Origin of the sequence: Bradyrhizobium sp. AUGA SZCCT0182 (assembly GCF_018130185.1) — a bacterium.
Taxonomy (GTDB): Bacteria; Pseudomonadota; Alphaproteobacteria; order Rhizobiales; family Xanthobacteraceae; genus Bradyrhizobium.
Genome location: NZ_JAFCLY010000011.1, coordinates 1 through 15,672, shown reverse-complemented (window position 1 = coordinate 15,672; position 15,672 = coordinate 1). Strand labels below are relative to the sequence as shown.

The following is a 15,672-nucleotide window of genomic DNA, read 5'->3' as shown; positions in this document are numbered from 1 at the left end:
ATGATACATTGTTGCCGGTTTTTCCGGGCACGGTTTGATTCTTGATCCAACTCGGAAGCCCGCCGGAATCTCATATTGCAGCAATGAGTCGGATTTCATCCTATCAAAGCACTCGTCTCAACCGCTAACATGCCGTCTCCAGCATCTGGGGCACGACATGCGGCGCCGTGATTTCATGACACTGCTGGTCGGAGCTTCGGGTGTGGCTTGGCCGTTTGCTGCGGACGCCCAGCAGGCGGCCAGGATTGCGAGAATAGGCTACCTTGCGACCAATCTAATCAACCACGGCCTGCTTGAAGCTTTCCGTCAAGGACTGCGTGACCTCGGTTACGTCGAGGGACGTAACGTCTTGATCGAATACCGGGATGCCCAGGGAAAGCTCGAGCCGCTCCCGGCCCTTGCGGCCGAACTGGTCGCGCTCAAGGTGGATGTCATTGTGGCCTCAAGCACGGCGGCCGCTCAGGCCGCCAAGCAAGCGACCGCGGTTATTCCCATCGTCTTCGCGACGGTTCCCGATCCGGTTGCGACCGGGTTGGTCACCAGCCTTGCGCGACCGGGCGGCAATGTCACGGGGTTGTCTAACCTCAACGCAGACCTTGTCGGCAAGTGTCTGGAATATCTCACGCAGGCCGTCCCGCGGGTCAGTCGCGTCGCCGTCCTCTGGCAGCCAGGCGCCTTCGGCGAACGCACGGAGAAGGAAATGCTGCAGGCAGCGGCAGCGGCCGCGCGGGCGCTCGGGATCCAGCTTCAATTCGTGGAGGCGCGAGGTCCCGCCGATATCGACAAAGCGTTTTCGGAAATCACCGGCGCGCGGGCGGATGCGCTGACTGTACTCGTAAGCGGCATGCTGCTTGGCGAGCGACGACGCCTCGTGGACCTCGCTGCCAAGAACCGGCTGTCGGTCATCTACACATTCAGAGAGCTGGTAGATGCCGGCGGCCTTATGTCCTACGGACCGAGCCTGGATGGTTTGTTTCGGCGCGCTGCCAGCTACGTGGATAAGATACTCAAGGGCACCAAGCCTGCCGACCTGCCCGTTGAGCAGCCAACCAAACTCGAGTTGGTCATTAACCTGAAGGCCGCGCAGGCGCTCGGTCTCACCGTGCCGCCAACACTGGTTGCTCGCGCCGACCATGTGATCGAATAGACTTACATGCAACGGTGGTTGGCGGCGAAAGACCGTGTCACCCGTGCCTGCGTGGGCGAACAAGCGGCCGCTCAAGCCATTCCTGCCGTGCGACAACAAGCAGGCGGCCGGGGCTGGAGATTGCAGCTTGCTGAACTAGATTTCGCAGCCGGCTGTATTCAAGGCCTTGCGCAAGCCACCAAACGCGCTCAGCCGACAGTGCAGGGGCTCGCTGGCGGCGGCTTTCGAACGCTCGGAATTGGCAGTTCGCCTGATATCGGTAGTTCGCCTGATATTGGTGGCCTTTGGCTTCGGCTTGGGAAGGGCAGCGGTAGTGACCTTCTTTGATTTGGTATCGTGCCGGTGGCGGTTAATCCTCGGGGCCTCCGAAGGCCATATGAAGGTGGCTTCCGGAGGCGGCGAGGGAGAAACGCGTTCGTTGACCAGAGCAGGCTGCGCTGGCGTCTCGGCTTTCGCATAGTTAACTTCAAGCTTATCAGCCTTCGCCAACGCACCATGTGAATCGGAAATGCCGACGGTTGTTTCGGCAGGGGGCTGAACGACCGCTACTGCAGTACGCGGCGGAGTTCTGAGTTCCATTGCCGCAAGTGCTCCTATGCCCAATGGGATGAGGAGGCCCAACAACACCATTCTCAACATGATGCTTCTCCGGCCATGATAGTGCCGGTGCAAATTCTCCGATCTAATGGGGCAACTTGGCGGCGGACCACGCAGGAACCTCACCCACGTGCAGGATGTTTGCCGACAGGGTTAACCGCCCGCCGATGTCGCCTTACCGAGAGTATCAGCCGATCAAGTATCAGCCGATCAGATGAATGGTGGGCGCGCCCATCACACCGGCCTTTTGCATCGCAGCCTTCAAATCATCACTCGCCGTCCAGGCGCGCGCCTTGGCCAGGTCTGACACGTTGGCTACGATCACAAGGTCATTAGGGTCTTCCGCGTTGCGGTAGACGCGGCAGTGAGTGACTCCAGCCGCGGTCCGGCTCGATTCGTGGGCGTCATAGCCCGGACGCCATGCTGCGTAGTCGCGGACTCTGTGATGGATAATCATCGAAGCCATCGGTCCCTCCCGCATGTTGTTTTCCAGCGAACGGCTGCACCGGTCGCCGGTCAAGATCGTAAGCGTTTTTGTACCTGGCGTCTAATGGATGGCCTGCTGCACCGCAATTGCGGGTCGATATGGCGCTTCGATCAGCAACGACGCGCGCCGCGATTGGAGCGGGCCCTCCGCCCGAAAGAGTGTAGCCGTTATGACGTCTATCACCCGAAGCGCTGCAATCCGAATTGGCGACTCGGCTTTTGACTGGCGCAGGGCGACATTCCTTCCTTGGGTCGGGAGAGTCCCGTCGAGTTGTGCAGTGCGATTGCGACGAGGGAGGCGACCATGAATTTTTGGCAGATGTCCGACGGAATCCGGCTGCATCATCAGCAGCCCCCTCATCATGACGGGTACGACGGCCACGACGTTCGAGACGTGGCATGGCTGGATCCTTCACTGAATTTCGCGATCGGCACCCGTTACAATGGCGCTGGCGACGGCGGCTATGGCTCCTTCTTCGGTGCGGAGATGCACCCGCCTGTCGCGCGTTCTGATTGGCTTGATGCAGAACACGGAGGTATTCAAAGCAAGGCCGATGCCCAGTCCAATGCGGTGCACGCCGATCAACACGCCGGCCAGACGGGCCGCAACGATGGAGGCGGCAGCGCGACGACTGGCGCAGAGGTATCAGCCCTCAATTCTGGTTCTGGCCCAGGCTATGGCTGGCTTGATTCCACCACGATCCAGAGCGGGGCCAATCAGGCGGGCAACGGCGGAGATGGATATTTTTATGGAGGCATCATCCACGCCTCCTTCCTCATTTATCAGCCGATCAACATCGCGGTGGCGGTCGGATATGGCTCCAGCGCCCACGCTGAACAAACCAACAATGTGAGTATCGATCAATCAGCCGTTCAGATCGCCGGCGTCGGGGGAAACGGCGGCAATGGCAACGCCGCATCGGGGGGAAACGTCGGCAGTTCTTCTTCTGGCGCCGACCTGATCGCGACCGGCGGCAATGGCGCCGGCAATGGCGGCGACGGCTACTTCTTCGGGAGCCTGGTGAACGCTCCCGTCGTTATCTACCATCCCGTAAATATTGCCATCGCCGGTGCTGGAGGGACGGCCGAGGCTACTCAGTCCAATACGGTTGTGATCGATCAATCCGCCGTCCAGATCGCAGGTGTCGGTGGCAATGGCGGTAACGGAAATGCGGCAGGCGGCGGCAACGTATCGATGCTCGGACACACTTCCGGATCGGGCAGCGGCGGGACTGACTGGCTGATACATACTGGCGACAACCATGCGGGCAATGGCGGCGACGGTTACTTCTATGGAGGCCTCGTCCACGCATCCTTCGCGATATATAACCCGGTCAACATTGCGGTGGCCGGGTATAATTCCAGCGCGCATGCCTTCCAGGCGAACAACGTGCAGCTGGATCAATTCTCCTTTCAGATGGCCGGCCTCGGAGGAAATGGGGGCAACGGCAATGCCGCAGCGGGCGGAAACGTCTTCTCCGGCTTCGGAGGTGGCTCCAATGCCATCGCAACCGGGGACAACACTGCCGGCAACGGTGGCAGCGGCCATTTCACGGGCAGCATGATCGATGTCAGCATCGCGATTTATGCGCCGATCAACATTGCGATCGCTGGCCCCAATTCGACGGCCCAAGCCGACCAGATCAACAACGTGATGCTCGACCAGAGCGCGGTCCAGATCGCAGGAATCGGCGGGTACGGCGGCCACGGCAATCTTGCGCTGGGTGGTGATGTCGCCACGCATCTTCTGTCTGAACTTCATTTGATAGGATAGGGCGAGAATTCGCTGCCGCTCCGATGGTGAGGCCGAAGCCGCTCGCGTCCCGCTGATCGACCAGGCGCGCTCGCAGCTTCGCCATGCTGCGTCGCCATCGAGAGGCGCCAAGGCATGTAAAAGGCATGTAATCCTTTCGTGTGTAACGCCTACCGAACAGGATGGCACTCCATTTGCCATCTATCCGGCTCATGCAAGTGGGGATCAGACTTGTTGACACATCCGCTATCCTGATCCGGACGGATGGTGCGTGAAATTAAACACAGGACGGAGGCTGACATGATGGCCAAGGCAAAGGGACTGATCAACGTTTCCGACTCCATCGAGTTCAAATCGATCAACACCGGGGGCAACAACGCCGGAAATGGCGGCGACGGCAGCTTCTCGGGAAAAATCGTCAACCAACCGAGCATCAGCTTCGATCCATACAACAAGGCGAGCGGTGCCAGCGTGGACGTGAAAACCGGCGATCACGTCAATCAAAAGGCGGGATGGGATGCCGGGGGCGCAAACGGAAAGGCTTCGTGGTTTGCGAAGGCCGAGGGAGGAAAGGCCACGTCGAACGGAAACCAGGACTCCGACAGCGGCCATAATACCTCCAAGGTATACGCCAACACGACGGCGCAGCAGTCAAACTCGCTGAAGGCGGACATGCATCAGGAAGTGGTGGCTGGTATCGGCGGCGACGGTGGAAACGGCAACATCGCGCTGGGTGGAGACGTCCACTTTGAATTCGATACCTTCTGATCGGCAGCTTGTCCGACTGGCAAGACCGGCGGCAGCGGCCGCCGGTCCACGACTCGCCGCCGATCAATGCGGCGCCACGCCGGACTGACGGTGGAACGAGAAGGTCGAATCCTCAGGGCTCTGGCGGTGACGACAATGCTGATGCCGCCCCTCCGATTACACCTCGCAGCACAGCCACAGACAAGGCTGCAGGCGGCGCTCTGGGCCTGCGCCAGCACGCTTGGCATCGTGTTCGCGTACAGTTGCAGCTACAATTTGCTGCTCTTCGCTCCGTCCATCTACCTGCTTCAGATCTATGATCGGGTTTTGTCGAGCCGGAGCGGCCACACGCTTCTGATGCTCACCCTGATCGTCGCGCTCACCGTTGTGGTTGGTGGCGTACTTGACGCGCTGCGCCGCGCCGTGTTGGGGCGGCTCGGGGCATGGCTCGAAGATCGCCTTCGTCCCTCCGTGCTCTCGGCCAGCCTCGAATGCGCCAACCGCGGCAACCCGGCGCAGGCATCGCAGGCGTATCGGGATCTCACTGTTCTGCGTCAGTTCGTCGAATCCAATGCATGCCCGATTCTGTTCGACGCGCTCTGGGTACCTTTGTTTCTAAGCGTGCTTTTTCTCGTACATCCTTTGCTGGGAGTGATAGGAGCCTGCAGCGTGCTCTTCCTGTTCGGCCTCGCTCTGGTCGGCGATGTCCTCACCGAGGATGCGCAGGCCAGGTCCGGAACTGCCTGGGCCAGAAGCCATAGCCGGTTCGCGACGGCTGTCGATAATGTTCAATTGATCCAGGCCATGGGGATGCGCGACCGCGCCGCGCGCCTGATCTGCCAGGCCGCGCAGGACGCGCGAAGCGAGCACGACGAGGCCCAGCGGCGATACGAGATCATCATGCTTGTCGCAAAGCCGGCACGCGCATTGTCGCAGGTCCTGATCATGGGAGCCGCCGCGTGGCTGGTGCTCGACTACAACAGAAGCCCCGCCATTATCTTTGCCTCGACACTGCTGTTCAGCCGCGCGCTCGCACCCGTCGAGGGTGCCATTGCTGGCTGGAAAGCTTTCGCGACGGCCTTGAGCGCCTATCGGCGGCTCACGGACGTCCTTGTCGTCATCCCCGCTGTCCCGGAGAGCGCGGGCATTGCGTCGAACCGGGGCCGTCTCGTCGTCGACAATGTCGGCGTGGCACTGCCAGGCTCCGGCGTATTCCTGCTGAGAGAAGTCTCGTTCAGCCTCGCGCCTGGTGAATGCCTTGGCATTATCGGTCCGTCCGGCTCCGGCAAATCAATGCTCGGCCAGATCATTGCCGGAATCTCGACGCCAACTCAGGGGCGCGTCCTGCTCGACAACGTCGACGTATCGGTCTTGCGTGAGGGAGGGGGCGATCGTCACCTCGGATATCTGCCGCAGGACATCAACCTGTTTGGGGAGACGATAACGGATGTCATCGCAGGGCTGGATGATAGCGATCCGCAGAAAGTCATCGCAGCCGCGAAGCTCGCCGGAATCCATGACACCATCGTGGGGCTGCCACAGGGGTATGACACCGTCATTCCCGGCGGCGGCTGTGCTTTTTCGCGCGGGTATCGCCAGCGTCTCGGCCTTGCGCGGGCTTTCTTCGATGACCCGCGCCTTGTCGTGCTCGACGAGCCGAACGCCAGCCTCGATTACGTAGGCGAGCGCGTGCTGTTCGATGCCATCGAGCAGCTGAAGAAAGCCAACATCACGGTGATCATCATCACCCATCGAATGGGTATTCTCGCGGCCACGAACAGAATTGCCATCATGCAGGGCGGCGCGGTCACGGCATGTGGCGAAAGCGAGGAGATTTTCGAGAGGTATTTGAGCCGACCGCAAGTCACATCACAGGTCACGTTGCCCGAGAGTACGCCCGCAGCCGCCAACGTGTCACCGCAGCGAGTTGTCCCGTGACCGACGTTCCAGACAAGCCGCCGCACTCGTCTTCCCTCGTCCCGGAGCGGCGAACCAAGGTCGTGATTACCGCGATCGACGATATCGAGCCTCTGGAGTTTGCATGGTGGACGGCCCCGACGCCAGCTTCACCTCGCGCCGCACTCCGCGGCTTCACCTGGGCAGGCAATCTGCTGGTCGTCTGCTTTGTGCTGGGCCTGGGAATCTGGTCGGGCTTTGCGCCACTCGAGAGTGCCGCGATCGCTTCCGGCGTCGTGGAAACGGAATCGAGCCGGAAGACGATTCAGCACCTTGAGGGCGGCATCGTCAGGGAGATTCTGGTTGCCGACGGCGACGCGGTGCGCGCCGGTCAGGTGCTGATCTGGCTGGACGACACCAGGGCCCGCGCCGAGGTGCAGAGCCTTCAGGGCCAATTGTGGGACGCAACGGCACGTGAAGCAAGGCTCCAGGCCGAGATGCAAGGGCAAGAGCATGTGTCGTTTCCGGCCAGGATGGCGACTGCGGGGAAAGAGAATTCATCGGCCGCAGATGTCCTCACCGCGCAGCGAAACATCTTTGAAACGCGCCGGCAGGTCTTCCGGTCTCAGCTCGCCGTCGTCCGGGAGAAAAGCCTCCAGGTCGACAAGGAAATCCTGGGCCTCAAGGCGCAGGAAACCGCCGTCGCGCAGCGGGCGGCAATCGCCCGCGAGGAACTGGACATGGTGGCCACCCTCGTCAGCAAGGGGCTCGAACGGCGGCCGCGCCTTCTGAACCTCGAACGGGAAGTGGCTGAAATACAGGGGCGGCGGGGCGAGATCGCCGCGCATATTTCGCGCGCCGAGCAGGTCATTAGCGAATCGCAGGCGACGCTGCTCAAGCTCGAGAGCGACCGGCAAAACGAAATCGCGCAGTCGCTGCGCGAGGCACAAAATCAGATGTTTCAGCTACGCGAGCGATTGCGGGCGGCCGAGGACCAGCTGTCGCGAACCGAGGTCAAGGCTCCCGAGGACGGCGTGGTAACCGACCTCCGGATTCATACCCCCGGCGGCGTGATCGGGGCTGGTGCCCCGCTTATGGATATGGTGCCCCGGCAGGATCGCCTCATCGTGACCGCGCGCATCAGGCCCGAGGACATCGATGTGGTTCATCCAGGACTGAATGCCGACGTGCACCTGCTGCCCTACAATCAGCGCCGCGCACCGCGTCTCAGTGGGACAGTGACGCACGTATCCGCCGATCGCCTCGTCGACAAGCGTACCGAGCAGCCCTACTACGCAACCAAAATTCGCGTGCAGGATGCGCGGATCGCCGAGCAAGACATCCGGATCATCCCCGGAATGCCGGCACAGGTGTTCATCACAACCGGGCGCAGCACCGTGGCACTCTACGCCCTGAGGCCCCTGCTCGACAGCTTCAACGGCGCGTTCAAGGAAGATTGAGCTACGATCTGCCTCAAGATGCGCCTGGGCTGGTATCGCGTTCATGGCCCGACAGCCGGCCGCTCCAGCGGAGCACCGCCTCAGTGCGGTTGCGAGCGGCACACTTCCGCATGATATGATGAATATGCATTTTAACGGTGTTTTCCGAAAGATTCAGTTTAGCCGCAATCAGCTTGTTCGGAAGACCGAGTTCCAGTTCCGCAAGCACGTGTTGCTCGCGAGGCGTGAAATCGATCAGGTGTTTTTCTGCCACGTCTTTCGCAGCGTCGGCGGCCAGGTACCCCGACGGCAACTCGGCAGCAGAGAGCAATTCCGGCGCTGTCGTCCCATTTTGCGCGATGATCGGAAGTGGTCTGTAGACCCCGCCGGCGAGAACAAGACGCAGGCCGGCAACCGCGACCTCGACCGGGATCGAGGTCGGGAAGAAGCCCCGTACTCCCCTGTGCATTGCGGCCAATGCCGTGGCCTCGTCGTCACGGTTCGACAAGAGCGCGATGGAGGCATTGGGGCAGTAGTCCACGAGGAGAGCAAGATCGTCCTCGACGGATGGATCGGCGATGGACTTGTCCCCGGTACTCAGCGCCACCAGGCAAACATCTCGTCCCGACACGAAATCCAGACCGTCCGTGGTCGCCATTTCGACGATTTCGAACCCCGGCAATTCCCGCCGGAGAATGCTTAGAATGCAGGTACGCGTTAACGTGAGAGGCTCGATGATCACCAGGGCCGGCATTTGCGGCGATCCATTGAGCCGTTCAGCGTGGTTGACGACTTGGTCCATAATAACCCCGAATTCAAAAAGCTGTTGGGCCACCCCACTGATTCCAAATCTCCACCGATCATAATCGCGTGGCGCCGTGTCCATGAGAGATGCCCGATTCAGCAATCGGTGCTCAGAGATCTCAGGGATATCCACGACGCTACAGTTGCAGGAGGAAATTCTTTCCACACAACTTCACTGCCGGGCACGATGCGATTTCATCGCACCGCGCGCATTCTGGCTTCTGATTGAGCATGATAGAACCGGTATCCGCAATCCCGGATCATGCCTTAGTTGCAGATGTTACGATACGCGATCGCCGCCGCTGAGTCTGCCTTGCCAGCAACGACGTATGCATCATCCTCCTTCACGAGATATAGAAACGGCCTGTCTCCGGTATCTGAACCGGACGCATTCTTCCCTCTGACGTGACCGCAGATGGTGTCCACCGGACGCCCCCACATATTCAGTCTGACGGCCCGCTTCATGTCGCCAAATTCGGCGGATGCCGGATCGTCCATCTTTGCGGCGACTGAGATCTTTGCCTTGGCCAGGACGGGATCCGGGCGTTCGGCGGATCGATAGCTTGGCGAGGCCGGGGTCGTCGATGGCGCGTGTGCGGTCTTGACGATTTGAGCCCGTCCGCGCGACCCGGCCGATGATGGTTTCCTGGACTTGGCCGCAGCGGATTTCGCTCCAGCTGTTGCGGGATATGGCTTGGGCGCCGCTGACTTCTGCGCCATCGGCGGACCGGTCGGGGGTCCTTCGAGGCAGCCTTGTGGCGCGCACTCCCGGAGGCTTGCCTGCGACGGGCCAAGCCCATAGCCGATCAGGAGTCCAGCCAGTACGCCAATGAAAAGCAGTCCCATGCAATTCCCCTCCTCGAGGGCGGAATTCCCATTGCACTCTTGCCGCAACTTCTTGATTTTACTGCTGAGGAGCTATCTGTTGCGCAAAAGCGTTAAGCGCTCATTAAGCGTGCATCCCGTGCGAAATCACCCTCCCGCATGGTTAACGTTGACGCACCGCCGAGCGGTCGATTGCCTGACGGATCTGTCCGCTCAATTCAAATCTGACCGGCTGCCCGGTTTACTTTGTTGGACCGTTGCGCGATCGGCCGCGTAGCCGCTCGCAGGTGGCGGTTGCTTCGTCAGCCTTTTCGGTGAATGTCCCGCTGTCCCGCTCTGCGCCAGGAGCAGCCATGGCCAATAGCTGAGCCCGGTTGCGCCATTTCCCGGCTCGATGCCCAGCGAAAAGTGCTAGGCTATCGCGTGGGGGCGCACCGGACATCAATCAAATGGATCGGTATCCAGGCGATCAATTCCCTTATGCGGCGTTCTTCTGGCCTGCGATGGTCGCTGCATCGGCCGCTGAAACCGCCTCGTCCGTCGCCGCGCAGCTTCTTGGATTCTCAGCCGACGCTGGTGGCGCCAATCCTGCGCAGGAGCCGGAAGGAGCCACGCCAAGCACGATCGCGCTGGAGCTGCATGCCGTCCGGCTTCGTGACTTTACTGTCGGCGGAAGCGGCGTTCCCACCCTGCTGTGCCCACCGCTCGCGCTGCATGGAGCCGCTATCGCCGACCTTGCAGCCGGCCACAGTCTCGTTGCTGCCCTCCATGGCGCTGGAATTGAACGGCTGTTCATGGCCGATTGGCGCTCTGCCAGCGCTGACATGCGATTTCTCGGAATCGACGAATATCTTGCCGATCTCAATGTCCTTGTCGATCATCTCGGCGGCCTGGTCGATCTCGTGGGGCTTTGCCAGGGCGGCTGGTTATCCCTGGTCTATGCGGGACGCTTCCCGGCCAAGGTACGCAAGCTTGTGATGGCCGGCGCGCCGGTTGATATTGCCGCGCGGCAATCCGGTTTGTCTGTTATCGCCGAGGCGACCCCACGGTTCGTGTTTGAGAGCCTGGTCAAGTCAGGTGATGGTCTCGTTATCGGCCGCAACGTCGCGCCGTTCTGGGGGAACGAGACTGATCCGAACGATATCCGCAACTCTCTGCAGACCGTGCAGCCGATCGGCTCGCCGGAATTCACCCGACTCGAAGCCATCTTCAAGAACTGGAATTCCTGGACGATCGACGTTCCCGGAAAATACTATCTCGAAGTTGTCGAGAAACTGTACAAATGCAACGCGCTCGCCAGCGGAAATTTCGTCGCCCTGGGAAAAGAGATCGACCTCTCGCGGCTGCTGCTTCCGATGTATCTTCTGGCCGGGAGCGCCGACGAAGTGGTCGCCCCGGAACAATTGCTTGCAGTGGAACGGCTCGTGGGAACGCCGGCGGAATCTCTGCGCCACGCGGTCGCCCCGTGCGGCCATCTAAGTCTGTTCATGGGGAGGCGCACGCTTGAGGAGTATTGGCCCGGGATTGTGCGCTGGATGAAGCAAGCTGAATGAGCCCGGGGGTCATCCCGTGCAAATGCTTGAGTGCGCTCGGCTTGAAGCTGGTCGTGGGGTCATGGAAGTCCGATACCGTCACTGCAATTGCAAACTGATCAGTTTTTTGCTGCGATGCGTTCGTCTGCATCTGGCTCTTGGCGAACATGTTCAGTGTATGGAATGTCCGCCTTGCGCCAGGTACGGACCTCCCTGGGAGGTCAGGTTTTTTCACCCATCCCAGGTCTCGGTCAGCCGCCACGCTGCTGCTGCGAAGCTGAGTTCAACCCCTATCGACGTCCCCGGTTGAGCAGTACGATGCGGATTGAATGAAGCGGCGGAAGACTGCTCGGTGGCGGCAACGAGACAAAGGGGGCGGCAATGGTGCGGCTGGAACATGCGGTGCTGGCGGCGGCAATGATGGCGGCGATGGGCACGCCCGTCGCGGCGGAAGTGCTCGACGCCACCTATCGCGGCACCATGGTATGCGACAAGCTGCCGTTTACCAGCGACAAGATGCGCGAGGCCATCGAGGTTACGATCAGCGGCAGCACCGCGCGCTACACGCATGTGGTGCGGCTGCGCAACGCCGCCGTCGAGGCCACCGCCGAGCAGGGCACCGGAAAAATAGACGGCCAGAAGATCGATCTTCAGGGCACCTGGAAGAGCGGCAGCCGCGAGTACCAGGCGAAATACAGCGGCAGCTTCGTGCGGCGCAGCGCCGGGCTGAAGGGCACGCAGACCTGGAGCGACGGCGGCAAGACCGTAACCCGTGCCTGCGCGGGCGCGATCAAGCGACCGCTCAAGCCATTCCTGCCGCGCGACAAGAAGCAGGCTGCCGCGAAGTGAGGAGCGGGTGCGGTCGCGGCAGCCAACTTCTCGATGGGCTTGTAGGCGCCCCGCAACCCCCCGTCATCTGTGGGCAAGGAAAGATCTCGCCTCCTTGGCCAAGGGAGGCGAGATCAGGCAATTCAGCTCTCGGCTTGCTGAAATCAGCTGCGGGGGATCGGGGGGCTGAAGCCGCCGTTGAACGAAAGCAGCTTTGCGATCTGCTGCGGCGTCAGCAGGTCGTGATTCCGGGGAATGTGCGGATGCGCAATGGTGCTGGTGCCGATCAGGGAAGTGACGCCACCTGAAGCGTTCGCAAGCTCGGTGTCGTTCAGAAGTCCGGTATGGCTGGTCATCGGTTTGCTCCTTCGTGTCCGACCGGGGCGATCATCGCTCCGTTTCATCGGTGAGCCGCACAATGCCCCCGTCTGCCGCGCCGCGCTGTTCCCTGGGGAACAAGCCTTGCGTTGGGCGCAGTCTGCTTTTGGCAAGAGCGGCATCAGCCAGTCATCGCTTCTCCTGCGTGCGCGCACGCACAAACACGACTCACCTTCGCGGCACAGTGAAGACTTCGCATGAGGAGGGGCACCGTGTTTTTACGGGGTGCGAGGCTTGGGCCGTTCAAGGTGCATTCATCATCGACTGCCTATTCAGCGCCTGGGGCGGCAGACTGCTTGTGATGGGACCGTTATGTCGCTTGCCCCTGATGACTTCGATCCGCTGGCCGTTGTTATTGACTGGCTCGACGCATGTCGATCAGGCGACCTCGACGCGTTGCTCGATCTCTACGACGAGCGCGCCACTCTTGAATGCGATTGTGAGGGTGCGCGCCTGACCGGGCGAGAGCCGTTGTCGGCTTACTGGACCGGCAAACTTCAAAATCTGCTCCCGACTGCCTTTACCCTCGACGATCTCACGGTGACGGAAGACGGCATTTGGGTCGATTATCGGAACAACAAAGCCAGTCTGGTGCGGGCGCATTTTCGTTTCAGCCCGTCAGGCAAGATTGAGCGCACCCACTGCGGGCCGGTGGACCGACGTCTGTCGGCATAACCGACGTTCGCGAACCGTCGATGATCGCTATCAGGTTCAAAGCGGACGGCGATTAAGCGACAGACTTTCCAGAGAGTATCCTGCCGGGAACAAGTGGCAATCCGGGACGTTAGTGCCGACGCTAATACGCTCGCAGACCCTCGATGGGCCACCAAGTCCCCTCTTGCCGTCCGTCGACTTCTCTGCGTGATCCCTGCCGAGCACCCGCTCGGCAGGGCTTTTTATAATGCTCGGCAGCGCTGCTCATCATCGCGACGACAAGCTTTTTCGGACACTGCATCAGCATGCTCGAACGAGGCGCAAACCTCAAGCACGCCTTCTCCGCTATTGAAGTAGAGGATTGGTATACAGCGAGAGTCATTGATCTCAACATGGGAAGCCACGTTCTGAATTGCGCCGCGAGTCGTGCACAAGCACTACGAGCGGGTAAGGATAGCGGAGGCAAAGGAAACGCCGGTTACCTATTTTTCCCGGCTCGGAACCTATCTCGAGATCACGGTGTTGACGTGCATTCTTGGAGACACGGTCATGGCATCTAGCGCGCGCATTTTTTTCGCAGGGGTGGGAACTACTTTTGTCATCCTGGGAGTTGGCTTTGGCAGCGGACTCCTGATGGCTAACTCGGCGCTCAAGGAACGCTCCGGCTACCAGGCACGTACGATCGCGGAACTGCCGTCCGCCGTCAGGGTCATCCTGCCTACCACGGCCGAGGCGGCCCAGCCGCCGCAGCCGCCCCAACAGACATCGCAACAGGCTCCGGTGGTGGACTCGGCACCCGAGCCGGTGCAGGCAACGCAGCCGGAAAAACGCATTGAGAAGCCAGACGCGAAGAAGGCTGAAGCCGAAGTGCGTGAACGCCGCAAACGCTACGCCGAACGCAAATCCAGGCGCGAGGCTGCCCGGGCGAAACAGCGACTGGAACCACGAGAGCACGAAGAAGCCCCGGTCATGGCTTTTGGTGGTGACGCCACTTCGCGCCTGGTGATGTTCGGCAACTAGACGCCACGAACGCTTGAACGCGTGGGCGGCTCCTCAAGCTCGTCCGCCTATTTGTCCGTAAAAAACGTCAGTAAGACTTTGCCCTTTTCGCCGATCAGGCAGAGAAAGGTTCGGCGCGTGTCCTGCTTGCCTTTTTCGAGATAGGCATCGCCAATAACAATGGTTTTGATGGGCGTGTCCTCGACCTTCGTATTGGCCTTTGCAACCGTCATTCCGTCAACGTCGAGAGTCACGTCCTTGATGCCGGGATTGCGCTCTCTCAGTGCAATTAAACCCGTCGACCGGCACGCCTCCAGTTCGGGGTTCGCAACTTGAGCTGATACATTTTCGACGGAAATGCCGATAAACAATGTCGCGAGAGAGATTGCAATTTTTCCAACGCGCATTTTGGTCTCCAACATGAAGTTTCAATACGAACAAGTGCCGGGATGTCGCCGCTGCTGGCCAGGGGGAAGTTGCGCCGTCACCGCGGATTCGTGTCAGAGACCCGTGAGCGGCACCGTGGATGCCCACCGCTGTCGCGTTTTCGAGCGAAGCATGCCCTCGGACTTGATCCGGGGTGGATACCGCTTCGCAGAGCAATCAAGTTTACGCAGATTGCGTAAACTTATCTGCGGTAGAAAACGCGTCCAAGACAACAGTCTGGAGCTTCGGTTCTCATTCAATCCTAACCGATAAGACTCTAGGCCGCGGCGATCGTCTTTTCGATATCGTGCACCGCATGACCGGTAAGGTCCTTCGAGATCTCGCCGCGAAGAACCTCCGACAGCTTTTTATGATAGCTCTTGCGAAGCTCGCCGAGGGTGCGCGGGGCGGCGATGATTATGAGATCCGAAATTTCGCCATCCAGAACCCGTTTGTTGAGTAAACCCGCTATTCCGCCGGCGAAGCCGTCTTCCGCGGCCTGGCTTTCGTCAGGATTGGCGGAACTGCTCTGATGGCCCGCGCCGGACCCCTTGTTTACGTTTTCGATCTCCGATTCAGGCATCGCCGTCAGCGCTGGGCTGGCTTCATCGCCGGTATTGCTAAAGAGGTTGAACTTTTCTCCGTCGGCGACGGCCACGATTGTTCCCTTGGGAAGCAACATGAAATCTCCAGAGTGTGAGGAATGCACTGAGATGCAGGCTTCACGTCAATCGATCAGGGCGCGCTTGGTTCCGGCCCGGTAATGGCACGGTTCGCACGAACGAACTATTTGCGGGGTGTCCGGTCGCTTTTCGACTGTATCTGCTGGCGGCAAAGTACTGCGCAACTTCCGTTTAACGATCACCTTCGCGGTGGTGGGGGCAGTAAGCGTGACATGGTCCAATGCGATCCGTCTATGGCTTCCGGGCGTGACTGCGCAGCCCCGGAAGACCGACGGGGAGGAAGGTCGCGATGCGACAAATTGGCCCGACGGGCAAATCAGTTCCGATTATCGGAATTCGTGTCAAGTCCTGAAATAAAAAATATTTCTGTTTACCAGAATACAAATCAGGGGCATATATCTGCCCATCCCGTCCTACTCAGAAGGGCGTCGGCCGTCGTCACGGACGTTGGACGGGTTGCGGTGGACGCTGGTTTGCG

General features: G+C 60.4%; 15 protein-coding genes. 9 read left to right on the top strand and 6 right to left on the bottom strand.

Annotation, left to right across the window (positions count from 1 at the left end; translation table 11 throughout):
- Window positions 1-157: 157 nt before the first annotated feature.
- Window positions 158-1,147 carry an ABC transporter substrate-binding protein gene (locus tag JQ611_RS14065; RefSeq protein WP_212465770.1) on the top strand — a complete coding sequence of 330 codons (990 nt, stop codon included), beginning with the start codon at window positions 158-160 and terminating at the stop codon, window positions 1,145-1,147.
- Between the two features lie 135 nt (window positions 1,148-1,282).
- On the opposite strand, the gene JQ611_RS14060 is transcribed toward JQ611_RS14065, so the two are convergent.
- Both JQ611_RS14060 and JQ611_RS14055 read right to left on the bottom strand, forming a co-directional pair.
- Window positions 1,283-1,786, bottom strand: a complete 504-nt coding sequence (locus tag JQ611_RS14060; protein WP_212465769.1) for a hypothetical protein — start codon at window positions 1,784-1,786, stop codon at window positions 1,283-1,285.
- Between the two features lie 160 nt (window positions 1,787-1,946).
- Complete coding sequence (locus JQ611_RS14055; protein ID WP_212389877.1) at window positions 1,947-2,210, bottom strand: antibiotic biosynthesis monooxygenase; 264 nt, start codon at window positions 2,208-2,210, stop codon at window positions 1,947-1,949.
- Window positions 2,211-2,534: 324 nt separating this feature from the next.
- On the opposite strand from JQ611_RS14055, the gene JQ611_RS43020 reads away from it, so the two are divergent.
- From JQ611_RS43020 to JQ611_RS14035, 4 genes are all read left to right on the top strand, one after another.
- Complete coding sequence (locus tag JQ611_RS43020) at window positions 2,535-4,004, top strand: hypothetical protein (protein ID WP_212465768.1); 1,470 nt, start codon at window positions 2,535-2,537, stop codon at window positions 4,002-4,004.
- 279 nt (window positions 4,005-4,283) lie between these two features.
- A complete protein-coding gene (locus JQ611_RS14045; RefSeq protein WP_212389875.1) occupies window positions 4,284-4,751 on the top strand; it encodes a hypothetical protein in 468 nt (155 codons plus the stop codon).
- Window positions 4,752-4,886: 135 nt separating this feature from the next.
- Complete coding sequence (locus JQ611_RS14040) at window positions 4,887-6,668, top strand: type I secretion system permease/ATPase (protein WP_212465767.1); 1,782 nt, start codon at window positions 4,887-4,889, stop codon at window positions 6,666-6,668.
- Window positions 6,665-8,086 (top strand): HlyD family type I secretion periplasmic adaptor subunit, encoded by a 1,422-nt coding sequence (locus JQ611_RS14035; RefSeq protein ID WP_212266682.1) that lies wholly within the window; start codon window positions 6,665-6,667, stop codon window positions 8,084-8,086. Before JQ611_RS14040 ends, JQ611_RS14035 begins: the two co-directional genes overlap by 4 nt.
- A 13-nt stretch (window positions 8,087-8,099) precedes the next feature.
- Here JQ611_RS14035 and JQ611_RS14030 read toward each other — a convergent pair whose 3' ends face one another.
- Entirely contained in the window at window positions 8,100-8,900 is an 801-nt protein-coding gene (locus JQ611_RS14030) for a response regulator transcription factor (protein WP_312011957.1), read from the bottom strand.
- A 1,297-nt stretch (window positions 8,901-10,197) separates the two neighbouring features.
- Here JQ611_RS14030 and JQ611_RS14025 point away from each other — a divergent pair.
- Window positions 10,198-11,247, top strand: coding sequence for an alpha/beta fold hydrolase (locus tag JQ611_RS14025; protein WP_212465766.1), 1,050 nt, complete (start codon window positions 10,198-10,200; stop codon window positions 11,245-11,247).
- Between the two features lie 360 nt (window positions 11,248-11,607).
- A complete protein-coding gene (locus JQ611_RS14020) occupies window positions 11,608-12,075 on the top strand; it encodes a hypothetical protein (protein ID WP_212465765.1) in 468 nt (155 codons plus the stop codon).
- A gap of 143 nt (window positions 12,076-12,218) precedes the next feature.
- Here the strand turns inward: JQ611_RS14020 and JQ611_RS14015 are convergent, their stop codons facing one another.
- The gene (locus tag JQ611_RS14015; RefSeq protein WP_212465764.1) at window positions 12,219-12,410 is read right to left on the bottom strand and encodes a hypothetical protein; all 192 of its coding nucleotides are present in this window, start codon (window positions 12,408-12,410) and stop codon (window positions 12,219-12,221) included.
- A gap of 334 nt (window positions 12,411-12,744) precedes the next feature.
- Here JQ611_RS14015 and JQ611_RS14010 point away from each other — a divergent pair, with 334 nt between their 5' ends.
- Window positions 12,745-13,107 carry a nuclear transport factor 2 family protein gene (locus JQ611_RS14010; RefSeq protein ID WP_212266614.1) on the top strand — a complete coding sequence of 121 codons (363 nt, stop codon included), beginning with the start codon at window positions 12,745-12,747 and terminating at the stop codon, window positions 13,105-13,107.
- Between the two features lie 405 nt (window positions 13,108-13,512).
- Window positions 13,513-14,106 (top strand): hypothetical protein, encoded by a 594-nt coding sequence (locus tag JQ611_RS14005; protein WP_212465763.1) that lies wholly within the window; start codon window positions 13,513-13,515, stop codon window positions 14,104-14,106.
- A 47-nt stretch (window positions 14,107-14,153) separates the two neighbouring features.
- On the opposite strand, the gene JQ611_RS14000 is transcribed toward JQ611_RS14005, so the two are convergent.
- Window positions 14,154-14,492, bottom strand: coding sequence for a hypothetical protein (locus tag JQ611_RS14000; RefSeq protein ID WP_212389870.1), 339 nt, complete (start codon window positions 14,490-14,492; stop codon window positions 14,154-14,156).
- A gap of 296 nt (window positions 14,493-14,788) precedes the next feature.
- Window positions 14,789-15,193, bottom strand: a complete 405-nt coding sequence (locus JQ611_RS13995; protein ID WP_212266620.1) for a host attachment protein — start codon at window positions 15,191-15,193, stop codon at window positions 14,789-14,791.
- Window positions 15,194-15,672 lie beyond the last annotated feature (479 nt).

Excerpts from the sequence above, each read along its gene's own strand:
- JQ611_RS14000 (WP_212389870.1), bottom strand. The coding sequence starts at position 14,492 with ATGCGCGTTGGAAAAATTGCAATCTCTCTCGCGACATTGTTTATCGGC.
- JQ611_RS14010 (WP_212266614.1), top strand. The coding sequence starts at position 12,745 with ATGTCGCTTGCCCCTGATGACTTCGATCCGCTGGCCGTTGTTATTGAC.
- JQ611_RS14055 (WP_212389877.1), bottom strand. The coding sequence starts at position 2,210 with ATGGCTTCGATGATTATCCATCACAGAGTCCGCGACTACGCAGCATGG.
- JQ611_RS14045 (WP_212389875.1), top strand. The coding sequence starts at position 4,284 with ATGATGGCCAAGGCAAAGGGACTGATCAACGTTTCCGACTCCATCGAG.
- JQ611_RS14025 (WP_212465766.1), top strand. The coding sequence starts at position 10,198 with ATGGTCGCTGCATCGGCCGCTGAAACCGCCTCGTCCGTCGCCGCGCAG.
- JQ611_RS14020 (WP_212465765.1), top strand. The coding sequence starts at position 11,608 with ATGGTGCGGCTGGAACATGCGGTGCTGGCGGCGGCAATGATGGCGGCG.
- JQ611_RS43020 (WP_212465768.1), top strand. The coding sequence starts at position 2,535 with ATGAATTTTTGGCAGATGTCCGACGGAATCCGGCTGCATCATCAGCAG.
- JQ611_RS14060 (WP_212465769.1), bottom strand. The coding sequence starts at position 1,786 with ATGTTGAGAATGGTGTTGTTGGGCCTCCTCATCCCATTGGGCATAGGA.
- JQ611_RS13995 (WP_212266620.1), bottom strand. The coding sequence starts at position 15,193 with ATGTTGCTTCCCAAGGGAACAATCGTGGCCGTCGCCGACGGAGAAAAG.
- JQ611_RS14065 (WP_212465770.1), top strand. The coding sequence starts at position 158 with ATGCGGCGCCGTGATTTCATGACACTGCTGGTCGGAGCTTCGGGTGTG.
- JQ611_RS14040 (WP_212465767.1), top strand. The coding sequence starts at position 4,887 with ATGCTGATGCCGCCCCTCCGATTACACCTCGCAGCACAGCCACAGACA.
- JQ611_RS14015 (WP_212465764.1), bottom strand. The coding sequence starts at position 12,410 with ATGACCAGCCATACCGGACTTCTGAACGACACCGAGCTTGCGAACGCT.